General features: G+C 57.7%; 18 protein-coding genes and 1 pseudogene. 4 read left to right on the plus strand and 15 right to left on the minus strand.

Annotated features, from left to right (window positions below):
- Nucleotides 1-185: 185 nt before the first annotated feature.
- Entirely contained in the window at nt 186-389 is a 204-nt protein-coding gene (locus IP81_RS21705; RefSeq protein WP_369800770.1) for a hypothetical protein, read from the minus strand.
- Nucleotides 390-682: 293 nt separating this feature from the next.
- Entirely contained in the window at nt 683-967 is a 285-nt protein-coding gene (locus tag IP81_RS21355; RefSeq protein WP_231626996.1) for a hypothetical protein, read from the minus strand.
- Between the two features lie 335 nt (nt 968-1,302).
- Between IP81_RS21355 and IP81_RS15745 the strand changes: the two genes are divergently transcribed.
- Complete coding sequence (locus IP81_RS15745; protein WP_231626999.1) at nt 1,303-1,749, plus strand: transposase; 447 nt, start codon at nt 1,303-1,305, stop codon at nt 1,747-1,749.
- Nucleotides 1,730-2,143 carry an IS66 family insertion sequence element accessory protein TnpB gene (gene tnpB / locus IP81_RS15750; protein WP_082356228.1) on the plus strand — a complete coding sequence of 138 codons (414 nt, stop codon included), beginning with the start codon at nt 1,730-1,732 and terminating at the stop codon, nt 2,141-2,143. Before IP81_RS15745 ends, tnpB begins: the two co-directional genes overlap by 20 nt.
- A gap of 220 nt (nt 2,144-2,363) precedes the next feature.
- On the opposite strand, the gene IP81_RS15755 is transcribed toward tnpB, so the two are convergent.
- The 5 genes from IP81_RS15755 to IP81_RS15775 all read right to left on the minus strand — a co-directional run bounded on the left by IP81_RS15755 (nt 2,364) and on the right by IP81_RS15775 (nt 13,861).
- On the minus strand, nt 2,364-5,663 hold the full coding sequence (locus tag IP81_RS15755) for a DUF499 domain-containing protein (protein ID WP_054108969.1): 3,300 nt from the start codon (nt 5,661-5,663) through the stop codon (nt 2,364-2,366).
- Between the two features lie 12 nt (nt 5,664-5,675).
- Entirely contained in the window at nt 5,676-8,474 is a 2,799-nt protein-coding gene (locus IP81_RS15760) for a DUF1156 domain-containing protein (RefSeq protein ID WP_054108970.1), read from the minus strand.
- Nucleotides 8,471-11,977: a helicase-related protein gene (locus IP81_RS15765; RefSeq protein ID WP_054108971.1), complete on the minus strand. Its 3,507-nt coding sequence runs from the start codon at nt 11,975-11,977 to the stop codon at nt 8,471-8,473. The genes IP81_RS15760 and IP81_RS15765 overlap by 4 nt, the downstream gene beginning before the upstream one ends.
- Nucleotides 11,974-12,822 (minus strand): WYL domain-containing protein, encoded by an 849-nt coding sequence (locus IP81_RS15770; protein WP_054108972.1) that lies wholly within the window; start codon nt 12,820-12,822, stop codon nt 11,974-11,976. The genes IP81_RS15765 and IP81_RS15770 overlap by 4 nt, the downstream gene beginning before the upstream one ends.
- A gap of 217 nt (nt 12,823-13,039) precedes the next feature.
- Nucleotides 13,040-13,861: a hypothetical protein gene (locus IP81_RS15775; RefSeq protein WP_054108973.1), complete on the minus strand. Its 822-nt coding sequence runs from the start codon at nt 13,859-13,861 to the stop codon at nt 13,040-13,042.
- Between the two features lie 81 nt (nt 13,862-13,942).
- On the opposite strand from IP81_RS15775, the gene IP81_RS19845 reads away from it, so the two are divergent.
- On the plus strand, nt 13,943-14,146 hold the full coding sequence (locus IP81_RS19845; RefSeq protein ID WP_369800771.1) for a helix-turn-helix domain-containing protein: 204 nt from the start codon (nt 13,943-13,945) through the stop codon (nt 14,144-14,146).
- Between the two features lie 33 nt (nt 14,147-14,179).
- Here the strand turns inward: IP81_RS19845 and istA are convergent.
- From istA to IP81_RS20540, 7 genes and pseudogenes are all read right to left on the minus strand, one after another.
- A pseudogene (gene istA, locus IP81_RS15780) lies at nt 14,180-14,833 on the minus strand (IS21 family transposase); the annotation flags it as partial.
- 107 nt (nt 14,834-14,940) lie between these two features.
- Nucleotides 14,941-15,090 carry a hypothetical protein gene (locus IP81_RS20530; protein WP_157573300.1) on the minus strand — a complete coding sequence of 50 codons (150 nt, stop codon included), beginning with the start codon at nt 15,088-15,090 and terminating at the stop codon, nt 14,941-14,943.
- 62 nt (nt 15,091-15,152) lie between these two features.
- The gene (locus tag IP81_RS15785; RefSeq protein WP_082356230.1) at nt 15,153-15,398 is read right to left on the minus strand and encodes a hypothetical protein; all 246 of its coding nucleotides are present in this window, start codon (nt 15,396-15,398) and stop codon (nt 15,153-15,155) included.
- Nucleotides 15,391-15,666, minus strand: coding sequence for a hypothetical protein (locus IP81_RS15790; protein ID WP_054108974.1), 276 nt, complete (start codon nt 15,664-15,666; stop codon nt 15,391-15,393). The genes IP81_RS15785 and IP81_RS15790 overlap by 8 nt, the downstream gene beginning before the upstream one ends.
- Entirely contained in the window at nt 15,659-15,844 is a 186-nt protein-coding gene (locus IP81_RS15795; RefSeq protein WP_054108975.1) for a hypothetical protein, read from the minus strand. Before IP81_RS15795 ends, IP81_RS15790 begins: the two co-directional genes overlap by 8 nt.
- Nucleotides 15,845-15,847: 3 nt before the next feature.
- Nucleotides 15,848-16,030, minus strand: a complete 183-nt coding sequence (locus tag IP81_RS20535) for an excisionase family DNA-binding protein (protein ID WP_157573301.1) — start codon at nt 16,028-16,030, stop codon at nt 15,848-15,850.
- Between the two features lie 134 nt (nt 16,031-16,164).
- The gene (locus IP81_RS20540) at nt 16,165-16,932 is read right to left on the minus strand and encodes a hypothetical protein (protein WP_157573302.1); all 768 of its coding nucleotides are present in this window, start codon (nt 16,930-16,932) and stop codon (nt 16,165-16,167) included.
- Nucleotides 16,933-17,041: 109 nt separating this feature from the next.
- On the opposite strand from IP81_RS20540, the gene IP81_RS15815 reads away from it, so the two are divergent.
- Nucleotides 17,042-17,971: a hypothetical protein gene (locus tag IP81_RS15815; RefSeq protein WP_157573303.1), complete on the plus strand. Its 930-nt coding sequence runs from the start codon at nt 17,042-17,044 to the stop codon at nt 17,969-17,971.
- On the opposite strand, the gene IP81_RS20545 is transcribed toward IP81_RS15815, so the two are convergent.
- Nucleotides 17,929-18,126: a hypothetical protein gene (locus IP81_RS20545; protein WP_157573304.1), complete on the minus strand. Its 198-nt coding sequence runs from the start codon at nt 18,124-18,126 to the stop codon at nt 17,929-17,931. The two genes, IP81_RS15815 and IP81_RS20545, sit on opposite strands and share 43 nt — an antisense overlap.
- Nucleotides 18,127-18,168: the final 42 nt, after the last annotated feature.

Here is an 18,168-nt window from a genome sequence, read left to right on the forward strand (position 1 = left end):
CACAGACCGATGTTCCGGAACATTCCCTGACTTTTGGTGTAATTCCCGTACTGATTACACAAAGATTGCAACAGTGAGAGATTGCGACTGAGCCATCCAGGTACAGTCTTACGTTGTTGGGCCAACCAAGATCTGGCCGGAACGGCCGGCCGGGCTGACCTCGGATTCCGCAGAGCCTACTCCGCTCAAACACTCAGCCAAACCTCTTTTCGGTGCCAAGCCAAGCGACTTCTCTGTTCATCTACCAACTGTAGCGGCGGCACTTGATCGAGCGCCAGAGCCTTAAGTGCTGATTTGCCAAGACTAGGCGAAGCAATCGCGTAGCCCAAGTCGTCGAAAGTGATCAACCCGCTGTCGAATGCGGCGTCCCACAACGACGACAGCAGCAAACCATTGTGGACATTCAGCCTCTCATGATCGCTTTCACAATCGGCCTAAGGGATGATATGTGAGGCACGAAGCAGTTGCGGATCAACTACACCAGTGAACGGGCAAGTTCTGTTCCAGTAGTCCATGACCGCTGCCCGGAATCGATCCTGTCCGATCCGAACTTTCTGCGCGCGTTCGGCCTCTGTGTCGCCCAGATGCGAGGTTTCTCGAACGAAGTCTTCAAAGGGCAACGTGGGCAGGCTCAGCGACAGGCGGTAGACTGCACTGACGCCAGCGAAAAGGGCGTCTCTTGTCATGAAGGCAAAGGCCGCCGCATGCCCCTTCGCGCATGGTCCGGCAGACTCTGCTTTGAGTTCTCGGGCTGCTCCTGGATGAGCGACTGACAAAAAAATGGCCCATGGATGCCAGATGCTGTCGCGGCCACAGCGATTTCGCCCGGTACGGACGCAGACGAGTAAAACAGCCAACCGTCGGCCTGGCCTTGGGCAATGCGATACCCTTGACCGTTGGCAGCATCGCGAAGCTCGAATTCGAGCGCGAATGGGTAATCAAGCAGGCGCTGACTGGTTTCGATCATGCGACAGGGTCGCTTTCAATCTCCTGCGCGATGTAATGACGGAATGCCGCTGACGAGGTGAAGCATCTGAACCCAGCCGAATTAGCCACCGTTATCAGATCAGCACTTTCATCAATTAAAACGGCGACAGGCTCAGTCAGCTCTTGCCGCACACCGTCGGGCCACGCCAAGTCGAGGACGGCTCGTTGTTCTCCATTTGATTGATCAACCAGCTCATATCCTAGAACGCCTTGGGTAAGACGTAAGCGCGAATTTCGGCGCACCTATCCGTATGATTGAGATGCTGAGACAAGGTGTCCACTTACACGAGGTGGACACCTATGATGATACAGCGGATGGGTCGGTGTGGATTGGAGGTAGCGTGCTTGAGGCACGATGGCCGCCGGCTTTACGAGCCTGAGAGCAAGGAGCGCTTGATTGATGCGTGCCTTCAACCTGGGGTTTCGCTTGCGGGTTTGGCGCTGGAGCACGGGGTGAATGCCAATCTGCTGCGCAAATGGGTTGCGCGGCGGATCCAGCTTCAAGGTAAGGTGGCGCGGCCTGCCTCAGGATCTGTTGTGCTGCCTGAAGCGCCAGGGTTTGTGCGTGTGGCCACATCATCATTACAGGCAGCACAGAGTTCTGGATCACTGCCAACAAGATCCGTGGAGCCTATAAACCAGCCAAGATTACAAGCGACGATGCCCAACGGTGTGACATTGTCGCTCGATGGATGCGACGCACAGATGTTGGCTGCCATGATTGCTGCATTGGGGCGTTGCGATGTTCCGCCTGTCGCCTGATCTGTGCGTTTATCTGCACCGCGATCCGATCGACTTCAGATGCGGGATCAACAGCCTTGCGATTTTGGTTGAGCAATCGATGGGGCTCAATCCGATGGCGCAGGCAGTCTATGCATTTTGCAATCGCGGCCGCAACCGGGTGAAGCTTTTGCTGTATGATCGTTCGGGATTTTTGCTGGTTCTGAAGCGTTTGGAGGAAGATCGGTTTTTCTGGCCCAAGGGTCAGGAAACCGTTCTGACGCTGACCACAGAGCAATTGCATTGGTTGTTGGACGGCATCGACCTTGCTGCAGTGCGGCGCCACCCGGAACGTTTTCATCGCAGCATGGGCATGAATGTAGCAACTCTCGGACGCCAAAAGCCCCCTGTCCATGTTTGGTGCTCGCAACGCTAACGGAAGTTCGGTAGAGGTCCCGCGGATGAATGCGTCGGTAGATCCACTGCCTCAGCTGGACGGAGAGGAAGCAGAACTGGTTGGGACCTACTATCTCAATGATTACGCGGCATGAGGCTTAAAGGCCCCGGGGGCATAGCCGGAGGTGGGCCGGTTCGTCGGCATTGATCGTCGCTAGGTCCACCAAGGCCAGCATGTAACTGGCCTTGGTGGAGCCACCCTACTTTATGCTCTTCTCGATGAAACCAAGCGTAGTCGCGTTCTCAATGAGGGTCCGGACTTTCGCGCGGTCGAGGCCCGACGGAACCTCTGCGTCAATCTCAAGCCTGAGGGTAACCTCGCTGCCTGCCATAGTGGTCAACTGCTCGACAATCGCCTCAACGATCTGATGCATCACACGCGCCGGCCGATCTGGTGAGATCATCACGGTTCCTGAGAAGCGCGTCGGGTTCTTCTCGACCACTGGGCCAGGTGCGACCGGAGGTGTTCCCGTCGGATCACCGCCGGGGACTGGCGGCGTAGTCCCCGGAGTGACGCCTCCACCCTCAGGCACGACCGCTGGCTTGGGCCGATTGGCCTCAGCGACATCCGGCTGGATGATGACGGACTCGCTATCAATGACGATCTGCGCCCCACCTGCGTGGTCAATCGCCAGACCGGCATAGGTCTTCTTGGCCTCGTCCCATCGCTCGGCATACGCAAACGGACCCGGGAGCATACCGCCGACGGCCGCCTGAACTGTCTTGGCCAGAACCTCGCGGTTTTTGACCCGCGGCATGTAGGTGTAGCGGTTCAGATACTCCCACAGGTCCTTGAGATGCAGGTGGGACTTGCCGTTCCAGATGTATTTCTGCAGCTCGCGGTCAAGGCGAGCCGGGCCGAGCTCAGGGAGCAGGCCTTCGTCGCTGACGAGCTTCTTGCTGGCCCTTGCCAGCAATCCGTCCTGAGCCGGGACTTTGGCGGTCGTCCATTCCAGATCGGCCTGCGCGGTCTCTTGGACAGGGTAGATCAGATAGCACCAAGCTTCCTTGATCCGGGTCTTCAGGGTTTCATTGGCCTCACGCAGCTTTACGTTAGCCAGCCCAAAATCGCTCTGGGTCAGGTTCAGTCGGTCCTTTTCACCCACAATCACTGCCCACGCCAAGGCCGAGCGCATGGAGGCCTTAAGGTTGTCGAGTTGGCGTTGTTCCGCCGCCAGGAAGACAAGCATGTTGCGATACACGCGCGGGGTCGTGCCCCGCTGCATCAGGATATCTTTGGCCTCGGTCAGGGCCTCGGAGGCCGAACTGCCGGAATGGGAATGCGCCACACCCAGCACGACGGCACGTACGCCGCCTGCCTCGTCTGGCACGTCGGACGAACTGCCCGGTGCGACCTGAACGGCGTCGAAATGCCCGCGATCTGACAGGCCGTTGATGTAGATCCCCAGCGCCTTGTCGATCTCCAGAAGGACCAAAGCCTCCTCGATCTGCCCAGCACGATCTGCGGCGATCCGGTTCAGGCTCGCAGACATCGAATACCAATAGCGGCCAAGGTCGCTGTGCATGAACTTGGCTTGGTTGGTGAGCCGCCTTAGCGCATCGCCGAAGATGGCTGGCCGTTCGCCCGGCTGGACCACACCCAGATTGATCTGCTTGTCGTCCAGACCCTTGTTCTCCTGCCCATGGGTCGGCGCTGTGCCCATAAAAATGGAGCGCGCAACCCGGCGGGTCGCAGAGTAGCGGTTCAGGTTCGGAGCGGACTGATCAATCTTGTAGGGCGTCGACGTAATGCCATCGACGTCGCCGGCGATGATCGACTGCCAGCTGGCGTCGAGATAGTGGAGCAGTTCGGGCTCCACTCGGGCCGAGCTGATCGCCACGCTGCCCGGCATGATCATGACCGACGGGTCATTACCCATCCATAGTTCGTGGATTACCTGCGCCATGAGACGCAGCACACCCCGCGTGCGCTGAAACTTCTCCAGCGAGCCCCAACTAGTATAGAGCTGGTCGAACATCTCCGGATGTATCGGGTAGGATTTTTCCAGCTTGCGGCGATAGTCCTCGTCTGCACACCCCTTCGGGAAATCATCAGGATTTTCACGATAGAGTTTTGCGTACTGCTTCAGCGTGTTGTCACGGTGATGGAACCGGTCGCTGGGGATTTCCTTGAACAGGCGCCGCCGAACGATCTCGTAGCTCTCTTCCTGAGAGGCTGGCCGCCAGGACGATTCCACCCGGCTGAAGGTCTGCTTGAGCCTCACGAGCGCTTCTTGCCCGCCTTCGCCGCCGACCTCGATCTGAGATGCCGGAAGCGACGCCACCAGCAATGTGCCCGGGCTCGCCTTCACGGCTTCGGTCAGCGACTGAACGAAGGACAGGTTGGCGTCGAAGGAGCCTGAGGGCAGGCCCTCGACCTTGTAGACCTGACGAAGATAGGCGACCCACTCGTCGATCAGGATCAGCGATGGCGAGTACTTCTTGAAAATCGCTTCGAGTAGATTCGAACCGGGCGCGATCCCGCGCTCGTCATTGTCGGCCACCATGGCAAAGCCTTCTGCCCCGCCAAGCTGCCAGGCCAGTTCGCCCCAAGTGGTGCGAATTTTCAGGCCACCCTCAACACTCAAGACATCCTGCGGGCCACGCGAGGTACCGACCAGGACGGCACGGTTGATCTTTTTCGGAACGGTCAGGCCGTGCTGCGACAGCAACTGGTCCAGCCCCGGCAAGTCCTGGGCCGCTGTGCCACTGGCCATGTGATAGAGCGCCAGCATCGAGTGGGTCTTGCCGCCGCCGAAATTGGTCTGCAGTTCGACGACCGGATCGCCGCTGGCGCTGGACAGCCGCTTGGCCGCGCCGACCAGCAGGTTGCTCAAGCCCTCGGTCAGATAGGTGCGGGCAAAGAACTCGGTCGGGTTTTTGTACTCCGACGGGGCGCTGCCATTGTGGACCTTGGCCATATCCGCGGCGAACTCAGCCTGCTGAAACTCACCGGTGGCGACGTCCTGGTGAGGCTCCACCACCTCGCGCCAAGGCATGAGCCCGGCCACGGTTTCGACCGAGATATCGAGGCGGTGGGTCTTCCGCCTTTCCTCGTTGCGCTGCAACTCGGTGAACTTGGTGCGCAGGATCGTGTCGCGCATCTTGGCGATCTCGGTCGCCACTTCCCCTGCGCTGATCGACTCCATGAGCCGCCGCATGGTGTCCAGGGCGCGCTCTGCGTCGTCGTAGGTGAAGGTCTCATTGTGCGAGAGCTTGTTGCGCACATCGAGAAGTTCCGAGACGTAGGAGCGCTCCGGGTGCCCAAGCACCATGGAGAACGCGTCCTTCCAGAACGCCATCATAGTCTTCAAGAGACCCTGCTGATCCCAGCCAACCTCACCGTTGGAGTTTGGCTTCAGGCCGGACACACGCTGCACCACCTCGACCTGCCAGTGACCGGTGAGCGAGCTTTCGAGGCGCTTTTCAACGAACGGGACCAGGGCCTCGGGAAGAAGCTCCATGCCTTCGAAAACATATTGACGGGTACTTTTGGCCATCTTCCGTCTCCCTTAAAGATCGAGGCGTTGTTGAAGATCACCACGCGTGTCGTAGACTGATGCGGCCTGACGGCTCAACTCGGTCCAGTCGGCAATCAATGCGTTGTAGGCAGTGGCCTCCTTGGCATCCTGTCGCTTGTTGGCGCTTATGTCGTAGAGGATGTAAGCTAGGTCCTTAACGGCCTCGGCCTTGTCACCAATTTTCTTCAGCAGGACGGCTGTCGCGTGCGAGATACCGTCCTTTTCGTGCAACCGCACGAGGTGCTGAAGGCACTCCCAGATCGTTAGGTGCTGATCGGTCCCAGGCTCCCATTTGTCGTCCAATTCATCCCGACGAAGAACGCGAACCTTACCGGCCTGGCTTTCGACGATTCCTGCGTGCTTAACGCTTTCGACCGAGATTCCGCGCGCAGTGGCGATGTTGTTGGCTGTGCCGTAGTCGCCGGCCTTAAGCCCATTCTGTTCGAACCAAGTGATGGCAAAACGGGTATCAGCGTCGAACTCGCCCTGGATACCGCCAAGGTATTCGTCCAGCTCGCGGTTGATCAGTTGCAGGGCAGCCTTCACGCTCATCGGGCTGTCGTCGGATTCCAGTACGGCACGATATCGCGAGAACACGCCCATGCCAGGGCCGATGGCTGATTGCGGCATATCGGCCGGGGCGATGTTGGCGGCCTGAAGCTCCGCGATGGATGGTGGCAGTTCACGTTTGAGTGCGCGGATGAACTCGGCCCGAGTGATGGTCTCGGCCGTCGCTTCCTTCTTGCGACATACCAGGACAACCGAATTGGCTAGAGCATTGGTACCCGACGCAATCATGCGGTTTGCCATTTCGGTCCGCAGCGGCCAAGTACCGACGACTGCATAGCCAGCTTCGACAACAGCCTGAAGAAACGTTGCCCAACCAGTCGAACTTATGCCTTCTTGAGCGATTTCACTTTGCTTAAAGGCGTAGTAAATTGATGCAGGGTACAAATCTGATGACTGCTTTGCCATATTTGAAATGGCTTTACTCATTCCGGCAAGAAAGAAATCTTCTGCTGCCTCTTTTCCGCCATGTCTATAAGGAGTGGCTACAAGTTCGTCTGACTTTGGTGTTGCCAAAAATTCAAAAAGCTGCGGATAAACAGGGCGGATAACTGGCTTCATCCAGCAAAAGAAAAAGTCGGAAAGATCAGCATACCCGATGTTATCGTAGTACGGAGGGTCCGTGGAAATCACCGTACCTGCCGGATAGACTACGGATTGGGCATCATGTTGGATTTCCACTCCCTCGTTTCCAGGGGAGAAATTCTCGATGGCTTTCCAAGTCCATTCGACGCAAGGCTCCCAACTTCCCGTGGAACCAGAAAAGGGATTTCCCTCGGCAAAATCCCATGTCATCGGGATGGCCTGTCGACCAAAAGTGTTTCTTAGGCTCGAGCGGCTGGAGTCCCATGTACAAATAGTGCTGCCGCGATCTGCCATTTTTGTTATTGCGAATGCAGAATATAAGCAGACGGCTTCAGAATAGGCCCTTGTTGATCGGCCTCCATCGCGAAGTGCTACGCCATCGTTTTCCATTCCTGCAGCTAACCCATCGGCCTCAATCTGTGCACGAGCTGCATGAACAAGCTCGCTGAAGGTGTTCAAAGCAACGAGCTGACGATCAGTAAAAAGGTCTCCGAAAGTTTTCATTCCGTAGTCCGGCGGGGAAAACCACCTCGGATTATCTGCCTGTAATTGTTCGGGTTTCCAACTTGGACGCGCAGAAAGAGCAAGGGTCTCATGATCGTCGTTAGGCTCTAAAAATACTCGGCCATTTTTGCCATCTGCTACAATTGCAATAAGGGTTTGACCCATTTGTCCTGCACGACCAATATTCTTGACATGATTTGGGGTGATCGCCGTATCCGACATTAGGCAACGGAAACTTGCGCCGCGACCCGCCTTGGTTCCTTCACTAGCATTGGCCAGTTCGGATTTGGTTCCGCCTTTCCGGATGCGGTAGGTAATCTTCTTGTTCAATTTGTCGACAAGAGGCTCGATCCAGGCCTCTTTCCCCGCCTTTGTACTTAGCTGAAAGCTCGACACTATAGGAACGTGCGCGTCCGAAAAGGCAGGGTCTGGACTTGGCACTGTCCTCGCCCATATCCAAGCTACGACTGTTGCTTTGCCGCCGCCTAAGTCCTTTGGCAGGTCAACCTGCGGATAAAGATGCCCTATCTGCTCCCGTGCCTTTTCGCGGATCCATTCGCCATAATACTTCACATCCTCCGCCAACCCTTCAGCATTGCGGTAGTGGATGCGGTCCTTCACCCCCGGGTGGATTGGCTGCTGATCCTTGAACCTCGGCGGAACCTCGATCATCGCCTTGCCGATCATCACCGCGACCGGGTTCAGGTCGGACCCATAGGCGGGCAGGCCCAGCCGCTGCGCCTCCAGCGGGATAGATCCGCCACCAGAGAATGGGTCATAAACCGGAGGCAGCACACCACCACAGCTACGCCGGATTTCCGCGCGCGCCCGCTCCAACACTTCCTCGTTGGTCGAGTTTTCCCACTTCACCAAGTCTTCGATGATCGCAAACAGCCGCTTGCGTTCGGCGTCCTGTAACTCCGCCGTAGGAAACTGATCAGGCAGGCTGGAGGGGTCATCGACCAGCTGCGCGAACAATACAGCCCGACACGCAGCCAAGGGCCGCCGCGCCCACCACAGGTGTAGGGTGCTGGGATGGCCATGCCGGATCGATTTCTCTCTCGCCGACGCGGCGTTGATCGCCTCCAGTGGAATCGCAACTTCGATCAGTTTCTTCTTGTAGGGTTGTGTCATGCGGGTGCCTCGGCCCGATCAAGCAGGCGCTTTATGTTGAACTGAATGGCGTTTTGTTCGAACGGCGGTTCGCGCGTGTCGAGAGCGCCGCGGACATAGCGCGGCTCCCGGGCGAAACCTGCCTCGACCTGAACAATGGCCAGGATAAACTTGTCCGGCTCGTGCAGGGAGGTGATTACCTCCTGCCGCGTGATCATCACGCTGTCGGCGCCATCGATCCGTCCCTTGACCTCGATAAAGCGCAGATGATCCGTCCTCGGGTCGTAGGAAGCGATGTCATAGCCAACCTTCTGGGCCGACACGTCCTTAGGCGAATTGCCTAGCTCAATTTCTGCATTGATCACTGCTGTCATGGCGGCCATCTCAATCAGCCGCCGGGCAACCGGGTCCTCAGAAAAGCCTCCGCCTCCAACATCACCCTCTGGCTGACGTGCCTGCAACAATCCGCGCGGAATAACGATCATGCCGCCACGCACCCGCGGCGGCTGGGACGAGATGAACCGCTCCTGTTCCAGGATCGCCATCCGGCGTTTTAGCCTTTCAGACAGGTCTTCGGCACGGCGCTGGGCGTTCTGCCAGTTGAGGCGGGTCTTCTTGCCAGCCCGCTCTTCTTCCTTGAGCTCGAAAGTCCGGGCGTCCCAGTAATTCACTTCCTTTTTTAGGCGCGCGCGGACTTCCTGTTCGACCTTGCCAATCTCTGGAACGCGGCGAGCCTTAACCTCGGCGACATGGCTCTGGGCCAGCTCGACCGTTGCGAAGCGAACGGCCGTCTTTTCCAGATCGTTGCGAAGCCAGTCCTCATGGAGGAGGTCATCGGCCAGGGCGATCTCGGCGGGCGTCGCGGGCCGCAGATTGAGGTGCGGCGCAATCCCGGCGTCTGTGGCCTTGCCGTCCTTATCGATCGCCGCGAACTGCAGCTTCTCGGAAATGATGTGCGGCTTGCCGGTGGAGGTCAGCCGGCTGTCCTGGACGCTGTGTTCGAGCAGGAACAGGGCCTCAATGCCCTCGCCGGGGTCGGTATCGTCGACCATGACCGCGCCACGCTTCATCAGGTGGTCGTACTGTTCGCGGATGACGCTGATCACCGCCTCCATCAGCGGATGGCCCGGATAGAGGAAGGCCGCCACCGGCTGCTGATTGATACGGCTCTTCTCGAAGCAGATCCGCTCGTACTTCTTCTGGATCGGCGCGCCCGAGCCGATCTGTCGGTCGCGCTCTCTCAGGACCACCGGCACGTGGAGAATTTCCCAGCGGCCTTCCTCCCGGCGTTTGATCTGGCCGCCAAGGTGCTGGAAGGCCTCGACGAAGAAGCTCTGAACGTGATGGGGCTGCAGCCGTTGTGCCTCGGCTCGTTCCATTTCCAGCCTCAGCTCATGCACCTTGGTCTGGGGCATGGTGTCGTTGGTGAGGGCACGGCGCTCAAGCAGCCGCAGAAGATGGTCCTGATCAACGGCGCCATCGACGACCTGGAACAGGCGGGCTTTGACATCCTCCTGTTCGCCATACTGGATCGCCTCGAACAGCAGGTCCTTCAGGGCCGTGCCTTCGAACAGCTCACCCAGGACGTCATAGACACGGCCGCCGAGCGCCTCACGCGCGGCCTCCAGCTTTTCCAGCAGACGGCCATAAACCTCGCCCTCGCGGGTGTCGGCCGCGACCAGGTTCCAGAGGTGGCAGACCTCGGTCTGGCCGATCCGGTGGATACGGCCGAAACGCTGTTCGATCTTGTTGGGGTTCCAGGGCAGGTCGTAATTGACCATCAGATGGCCGCGCTGAAGGTTCACACCTTCGCCCGCTGCGTCATTGGCGATAAGGACCAGCATGTCTCGGTCCTGCATGAACCGCTCGACGATCTTGCGGCGTTCTTCACGGGTCACGCCGCCGTGGATCACATCGACAGCATCAGGCTTGCCAATGCGCGCCCGCACCTTGTCGACGAGGTAATGCAGGGTGTCCTTGGGCTCGGTGAAGATGATCAGCTTGCGCCGGTTGCCATCGGTATCGACCATCAGATCATCGTCGAGGATGCGGTTGAGCTGGGTCCACTTGGTGTCCTGGCCTGAGCCGAGAACGTTCAGCGCCATGCTCTCCAGACCCTTGAGGGTCTGAACCTCAATCTCCAGCTGTTCGATGGTTTCGGCAGTGGTCGCGCCGGTCGAGATCAGGTCCTCGATCTCGTCGACCTCGTCCTGGCCGTATTCCTCGATGTCGCGCAGGTCGTCTTCTCGAACATTGGCGACGCTGAAGTCGGTTCGACCGCCACGGCGAGCAAGACGCGCCTCTGCGAGCTGGTTTTCGAGACGTTCGCGACGACGCTTCAGGGACTGGTAGATCGCGGCGGGCGACGATGCGAGGCGGCGCTGCAAGATCTGCAAGGCGAAGCCGACGTTGTTGCGCTTTTTGCCATCGCCCTCGGCAAACCGCTGAACGCGGTTCATTTCGGTCCGGACGTATTCTGTGACGGCGCTGTAGAGCTCGGCCTCCATAGGCGAGAGCTCGTACTTTACGGTGTAGGCGCGGCGCTCCGGGAAAAGCGGTCGGCCGTCAAACCGGAGCAGCTCTTCCTTGGTGAGGCGCCGCATCATATCGGCCGTGTCGGCATAGTGGACGCCGTCCCGGAAGCGACCCTCAAACCGGTCACCATCCAGCAATGCCATGAACAGCTGGAAGTCCTCTTCCTTCCCATTGTGGGGCGTGGCCGACATGAGCAGCAGGTGGCGCGACGCCTGACCCAGCAATTGGCCCAGCTGGTACCGCTTGGTGTATTTCACGTCCCCGCCGAAATAAGACGCCGACATGCGGTGGGCTTCGTCGCAGATCACCAGATCCCACTCGGTGGAACTGGCGAGTTTCTGCTGCAGGTCTTCATTGCGGGCCAGCACATCGAGGCGCGCGATGAGCCGGGGGTGATCGTTGAACGCGTTTCCGGACCGGGATGTCTCGATCATGTCGCGGGTTAGGATGTCGAACTCCAGACCGAACTTCTGGCCGAGCTCATCCTGCCACTGTTCGACCAGGCTGCCCGGAGCAACGATCAGACAGCGTTCGAGATCACTGCGGGCAATCAGCTCCTTGATCAGCAGGCCGGCCATGATCGTCTTGCCGGCGCCCGGGTCATCGGCCAGCAGGAACCGCAGCGGCTGGCGCGTGAGCATCTCGCCGTAGACCGCAGAGATCTGATGCGGCAGAGGCTCGACAAGGCTGGTGTGGATGGCGAGGTAGGGATCGAAGAAGTGCGCCAGCTTGATCCGGTTGGCCTCAGTCACCAGCCGGAGCAGAGCGCCGTTGGCGTCGAAGGACCAGGCGTGGCCGCGGGTTTCAACGGACAGGCGGTGCTCATCGTCGCGATAGAGCGTGGTCTCGGCCACAGACCCACCGGGGACGCGGTAGACGAGATTGATTGCCTGCCGGCCTATCCAGTCGACGGAGACGATTTCAACCGGCTGGCCAGGTATGACCCCCTGAACGACAGCTCCGTTTTTGATATCCTCGAGCTTTGTCACGCCACGACCTCCCGGTTAAGGAGTATGATCTGTTGATCCTGAGGCTTTCGTGCTGCCGGATCAGTATCTAACCCGAGGCGCTTAAGGGTGTAGTAAAGCAATGCTTTTCTGACTGGGATATGAACGCTGCCGCTTATCATCCCGTAATCCAATTCTATCGCTCGCTTCTGGGCAGTACTTAGATCAGGGTGCGGAGCAATCTTGAGGTCTACGATCTCATCCCATGCAGTGTCATTAGTCGAGATCATCCTCGCATCGCGGCTCTGCCGAGTGGCAACGATGCGAGAGATGACGAAGTCTCGATATTCTCCGCTATTCTCGCAGTAAGACCGCGCGTGCCACCTGAACCCGTCAAAGGCCAATGCATGAGGTGCAATCCAGCGCCACTCGGGGTCTGGAGAGGACATTGACTGATAACGAACTTCGACAGCATCATGCCGGCGAATGGCAATAACGATCGCGCGCAACACGACTGGGTCAATGCCCCGTGCCGGTGATGGTGCTGTATCGAAGGCAGGTAGGTTGCCGATCCAGGAATCATGGCTGGCGACAATGCCTTCCGCCACAGAACGCACCTGGGACAGATAGCTTGTGGCATCTGGCTCGTAAAAAAGCGAAATGAAACCGGATGAGCGGACATAGGTTTTGCCGCTCTTATCGTAGACCATATTGTCCGGTACCAGTGCGATGTAGCGGCTCAGGTCACCCGATGCCTGATTGGGCGAGATACCAAACTGCTCGATCAGATCACTTCGATTGACGTGACCTTCCCAGAACAACCGGAACTCGATGAACTGGAGCTTTTGCTCCACTCCCCATCGCAGATTTGGCTTGTCTTCGGCCATGGTACCCTCGAATCATTTTCCGGAACCTTCCAGAAAATGGATGGGTCTAGCCTTAGAGCAACATCGCTTATGCACAACCGTATGCTCTGCCAATTTGGTACGATGCGGGTAAGAATTAACACTGAAAGCTTGTTCGGTCTCGCTTCATGTCAATACTCGATGTGGAATGGGCGTCAGCCTAGTCTGCCGCTTCAGCCAACGTAAAAAGATTTGGAAGTCAGCCTTCGCGGGCTCGACAACCCGGAAAGCTAGGCCGAAAGAACCGATCAAGCACGGTGATTGCGTCATCAAGATCGACGGCGGCAGCAGTCCCCAAGTCCAGACATTCTCGCGCCCAATTCATGGCTTGCGCGTTGTTTTCGCTAAGGATGACTCGGACCTCGCCTTCGTCCGTTGTTTCGTGCCCCAATGAAACATCATCGATTTCAAGTTGCCGAGCGCTCATGCGAAAATCATCCATCATACCTTCGCGCTCATTGTCGCTGCATTCTACCAGTAAGCAGCAGAGCGCGTCGGCGAGATGGTCGAGGTAGTCAATCGGGCCAGCAAACTGTGGGGGCTGCAAGAGATCTGAGTCCGCTTCCTCGGCATTATCGTAATCGTCATCGCAGCTGTCCTCTAGCCACTCTCGATCAAGCGCCATTCGGTTCACGACGCTCATAACTTCTGCTGCGAGGGCGTCTGTATCAATTCTGGTTGGCGGATCTCCAATGATGCTGATAGGATCTTCACCTTGACCCCAGCACCAGTCGAAAGTGAGCAGGATTGCTTCAGTGCGATCCATCGACTCGATTAATGCCTTCAAATGAGGCGCGAACAGATCAGACCAAGCAAAGTCCAAAAAAGTCACCGGCCCGATCTGTTGATCGTAACAGTAGTCATCCCAGAGGTTTTCAGCATAGTCGTTATCGCTGAGCATCGCACAGGCGGGGTATTGTTTAATCTGATCAATTACCTCGGTCGCCAGACGCTCGATGCGAGTTATAGCAAATCGCATCACAGAGCGGCGCAGCAGTTTTTCTTCACTGTCGTTTTCCATCGCGCCTACCACTCCGAAATCAAATACATAATATAGTTGATAAACCTAGAGCCTGCCGATTGCGATGGCTTTTGCATGGACATGCGGCGGCTCGTTGGACGAAACTTTGCTCGTGTTAGGCAAGAGCGGGGCCTGACGCAGGAAAAGGTTGCAGAGATTTCCGGGTTCTCACAACAATACATCAGCGGCCTTGAAAGAGGTCACCGTAATCCAACGGTGGTAACGCTGTTTGAATTGGCGCAGGCGATCGGTGTGGCACCTATCGAACTTTTGACGTCGGATTAGAACGCGACCCCATTTTCGGCCTACGCGATAGATGAAGCGGGCGTTGACCTGTCGGGCTTTGCCCTTGCCGATCTTGTCGACCGCAGTCCGCATGTTATCGAAGATGCCGCGCTGCGGCACACCGCCCAGCACGCGGATTGCCTGCGTCAGCGCATCAAACAGCATCTCATGCGTCTGAAGCGGTTAGGCGCGCACGATAAACGCCTTGCTGTGTGATAGCTTGGTGTGTGCTGCCTGTAGCTTGACCCGTTCGCCACCAAGAATGGCCCAATCTTCGCTCCAGTCGAATTGGAACGCCTCACCTGGCTGGAAAACCAAAGGCATGTATGTGCCCCGCCCGCTGGCCTGCTGTGCCAACAGACGGCCAGCCTTCCAATCCCGCACATAAGCAGCGACCCGATTGTAGGATCCTTCGTAACCCAATGCGGCCAGATCAGCATTCATCTGCTTCGCCGAGCGCTTCTGCTTGCGCGACTTACCGGCCTCGATCTGTAACCAACCCGTCAACTTCTCTGCAAACTGGTCCAGCTTGCTCGAACGCTTGGGCACCTTGAACTCCGGCACAACTGTATCTGCGCGCAAGTATTTGCGGATCGTGTTGCGCGACAGCCCTGTGCGCCGTTCAATCTCACGAAGCGGAATCTTATCGCGAAGACGCCACCGACGAATTACACTCAATAAATCCATGTCGATCATTCCCGATACCCCTGACTGGTCAGCCAGGGGCGGGTTCAAACATGGGTCAATTCTCAATGGAAATTTATGCTCCTACCGGGTCACTTCTTAGCGGAAATCTACACCCAACCGTTGCGGCGTCCGGGCTTGTCGCCATCGGCGCGGAAGCGGGCAGGATCACCGGTAGCGAGTTTGTCGGCAATCGGCTCAAGGGGGCGGATGCCAGCCGCCCCCATGGCAATAAGAAATTCCGAAACGGGATCGGTCACAGTGTGGCCCTCCCTTTGTCGGTCAGGCGAAGCACCGCCGCGCCTTTGCCGGATGGGTTGCGTCAACGTGCACCGGTTGGTTCCACAAAGCCCAGAGCCCGAAGTTCGGAGAAGCGCGGTTGCAGGCTTTCGCGTGCCATCTGGTTAAAGGCGACCGCTTCAAGCACTGTTGCTTCGCCTAAAATTGCCAGCGTGCGCATGGCGATGCGGCGAAGATGAAAAGCGCAAGGTTTGATCGCTTCGACAGCGTCTTGGCTGGTGCCGTCCGGGCCTTTCGCACCCGGAAGGTTGGGATAGCGATCAGTCATGTTCGCCTCCCTCGCCGCGCAGAAATGCACCAATTTCTTTGCATGCCTCCCGTTCGCGCTTGGCCATTTCGACCAAGACTCCGCCCAGGCCCACAAGCATGGTCGCATCGCTCATCGAAATAATGCCTCGCTGATCAGCTACATACTGCGCCAGTTGCTGGGCATAATCGAGCCAGAGTCCGGACACATCCCAGTTGGCTGGCAGGATGGTTTCCTCGATCATCAAAGTCAGTATTCTGGCCGCTTCGGGTGATACCGTGTCACTCATGAGTACCTCCCCCGAAAGCGAGTGCGGCGACCATCACGGCAAGTTCGGGCCGGACATGGTGGGCTGCGATCAGGAATTGCGCCTGAATCGTGAGTGCGGTAGTAGAGTCACGGAAAGAGCCGCCACAGCTATTCCGCGTCGCCCGCGCTTTGGCGCGGGCTTCGCTTTTCTGAACCATGGCTCAGTCCTCTCCGAAAGAGGGAAGGCTGGCGAGGTACTGGTCAACGCTAGCAAATTCGACCAGCGTTTTTGTACCCAGCTTCTTGGCTCGGATCTTCTTCTGCCGCAGCAGCTCGTAGGTTTTTGTCTTCTGCCAACCGTAGCGGGCAGCGACTGAATGGATGTCCCCGTAAACCGGTTTCATATCTTGAAGTCTCCGCACAGCGGCCAGGCACGATTGCCGGGGTACGCTGGCGTTCTGATCAGACCGAAGTAAAACCAAGCGGGCCAGGTGCTTCGTCGCTTGATGTCGCTTGGCGCGCCGCTTGCGGTGAAAGCTTATGTTCGTGTTTTCGCTTCCTTCCATGCCGGCCGGAACACGTAATCCCGAGAGAGACCCGCATGATTCGTGTCGGATTGGAAAGCTCGCCAGGCATGGTCGTGGCCATTTCCGTGACCACCATCGATCCAGTTTCTGCACCACTCTACGACTTGGGTATGCGATTTGCGCGGAAGTCTGGCCGGATTTGGCCAACATTGTATGACATTCTCGCGGGCTACCTCGACGTGAAGGTAACCGTCCGCAGTGCCCTGATTCGTGATAAACGAATCTAACTCTCTTCCAATGCTGCTTGGATCCTCTAGCCAGAGGACATTGGGCGCACCCTCTGGTTGACGTCGGATACCACCGGTTGAAACGTCGAATTGGGAGAACGTGGAGAGCACGTCGCCAGCCAAATGCGCCACGTCAGCCAAGCTCGCGTCACAGGTGGAATACGTTGACGTGTAACGCCCTCGAACCTTGACCTTCTCTTGATCGACCGTGTCGCGCAATTTGAGCCAAGCATCCCGCAGTCGCTCCAATCCGGCCTTCCGCTCATGGAAAAACCCTGCGCCATGTTTTTCCGACAGACCTTGCAGTTCGCCCTTCCAAAGCTTGCGCATACGTTCTTCTGGACCATCTGTTTCGATAAGTCGCTCACCCTCGACTTGCGCCTTCAGCACGTGGGCCTCCAGCGCATCGCCGAAGGCAATCCAGGTTAACGCCTCTGATAGCGAAACGTAAGTGCGTTCGGGCAGGGTTCTCTTAGATGTCACCTCATTCATCGGTGTGCACTTCTGCTGATTGATTATTCCGTAACAATACACCCGTTTCCGCCATCGTTCATGGCGACATCACGAACCGCTTTCGCAAAGCTGTGGATTGAATCCGCGCATGGTGCTGTTACTGGTGTCTGACCGGAGTTCGACACGTCGAATTACAGTGTTGAGTAGCGTCGAGATCATCGACCGCGCGCGCCGTGAGGGCAAACCTATCGGTGATTACGTCAATCAGCGTGACATTTTCTCAGGCTCTACGGTCGATCCAATGACCGAGGTAGCGCTGCGCACGTTCTTCTTTGGACGCCCTTACTTCACCAAACCACTCGGCCAGCAGCGTATCGTTGACGTGATGGACCTCTACACCGCCGAGGCCATGAAAGCTACGCCGGGCGGTGGGCTGTTTGGTGATTCGACAAAGGCCACACCAACTGGTATTATGTATCTTGCCAATGAACGACGCACCCAAACCGAACCCGACACCGGCAACCTCTTCGCCAGCCCCGCGCAAGCGAGCGCTGGCGCTGATGGCGCAGGTAATGCGGCACCAAGCGCAAACGACCAGCGACCCGCTGGAGAAGGCGTACAAGCGCGGCCTGGCAGTGAAAGCGGACGCAGCAGCCAGCAAGTAGCGGCTGATCTAAAGCCTCGCCCTGGTGATATTGGTGCCGCCCTACAGGCGAAGATAGCCCACAATTTTGACGCAGCGCGCTTAGAGTATTCCAGGATCTCTGGCCCTATTTCAGGCAGCAGCGATGGTGGGCGAATACTCAATACCGATCTAACGCGAGAGCTATCACCAGAATTTCGCGCCAACCGGAGCCGTTCGGCTGAAGTGCATGAACCATCCAGTGCATTCGTAAAGAAGCTCTACACCCAAATGCTGGCCGAGCCGGTGTCGGCAGGCAGTTCAAAATTTGTTCTGTTTACAGCGGGCGGGACCGGTGCAGGCAAATCAACAGGGATGGACTTCGTTCCTGAAACTGAAACCGCAGGGATTATCTATGACACGAACATGAAGGTCGTGTCCCGGGAGGTGGTGTAGGTTGCGAGGGTAGCGAAGCTGACCGGACGCGCGCTTTCGATAATGCGCTGTAGCGGCCGGTCAGTTTTGCGGGTGGCCATCGTGTGAACGTCCATGCCGTCATTGAGCAAGGCCAGCGTGGCATAGGTATGGCGCAGACTGTAGCCATCGTGCATCGGCTAGCAACGTGCTCCAGCGTAAAAGATCGAAGCCGCTTG

The organism is Novosphingobium sp. AAP83, assembly GCF_001295795.1.
GTDB lineage: Bacteria > Pseudomonadota > Alphaproteobacteria > Sphingomonadales > Sphingomonadaceae > Novosphingobium.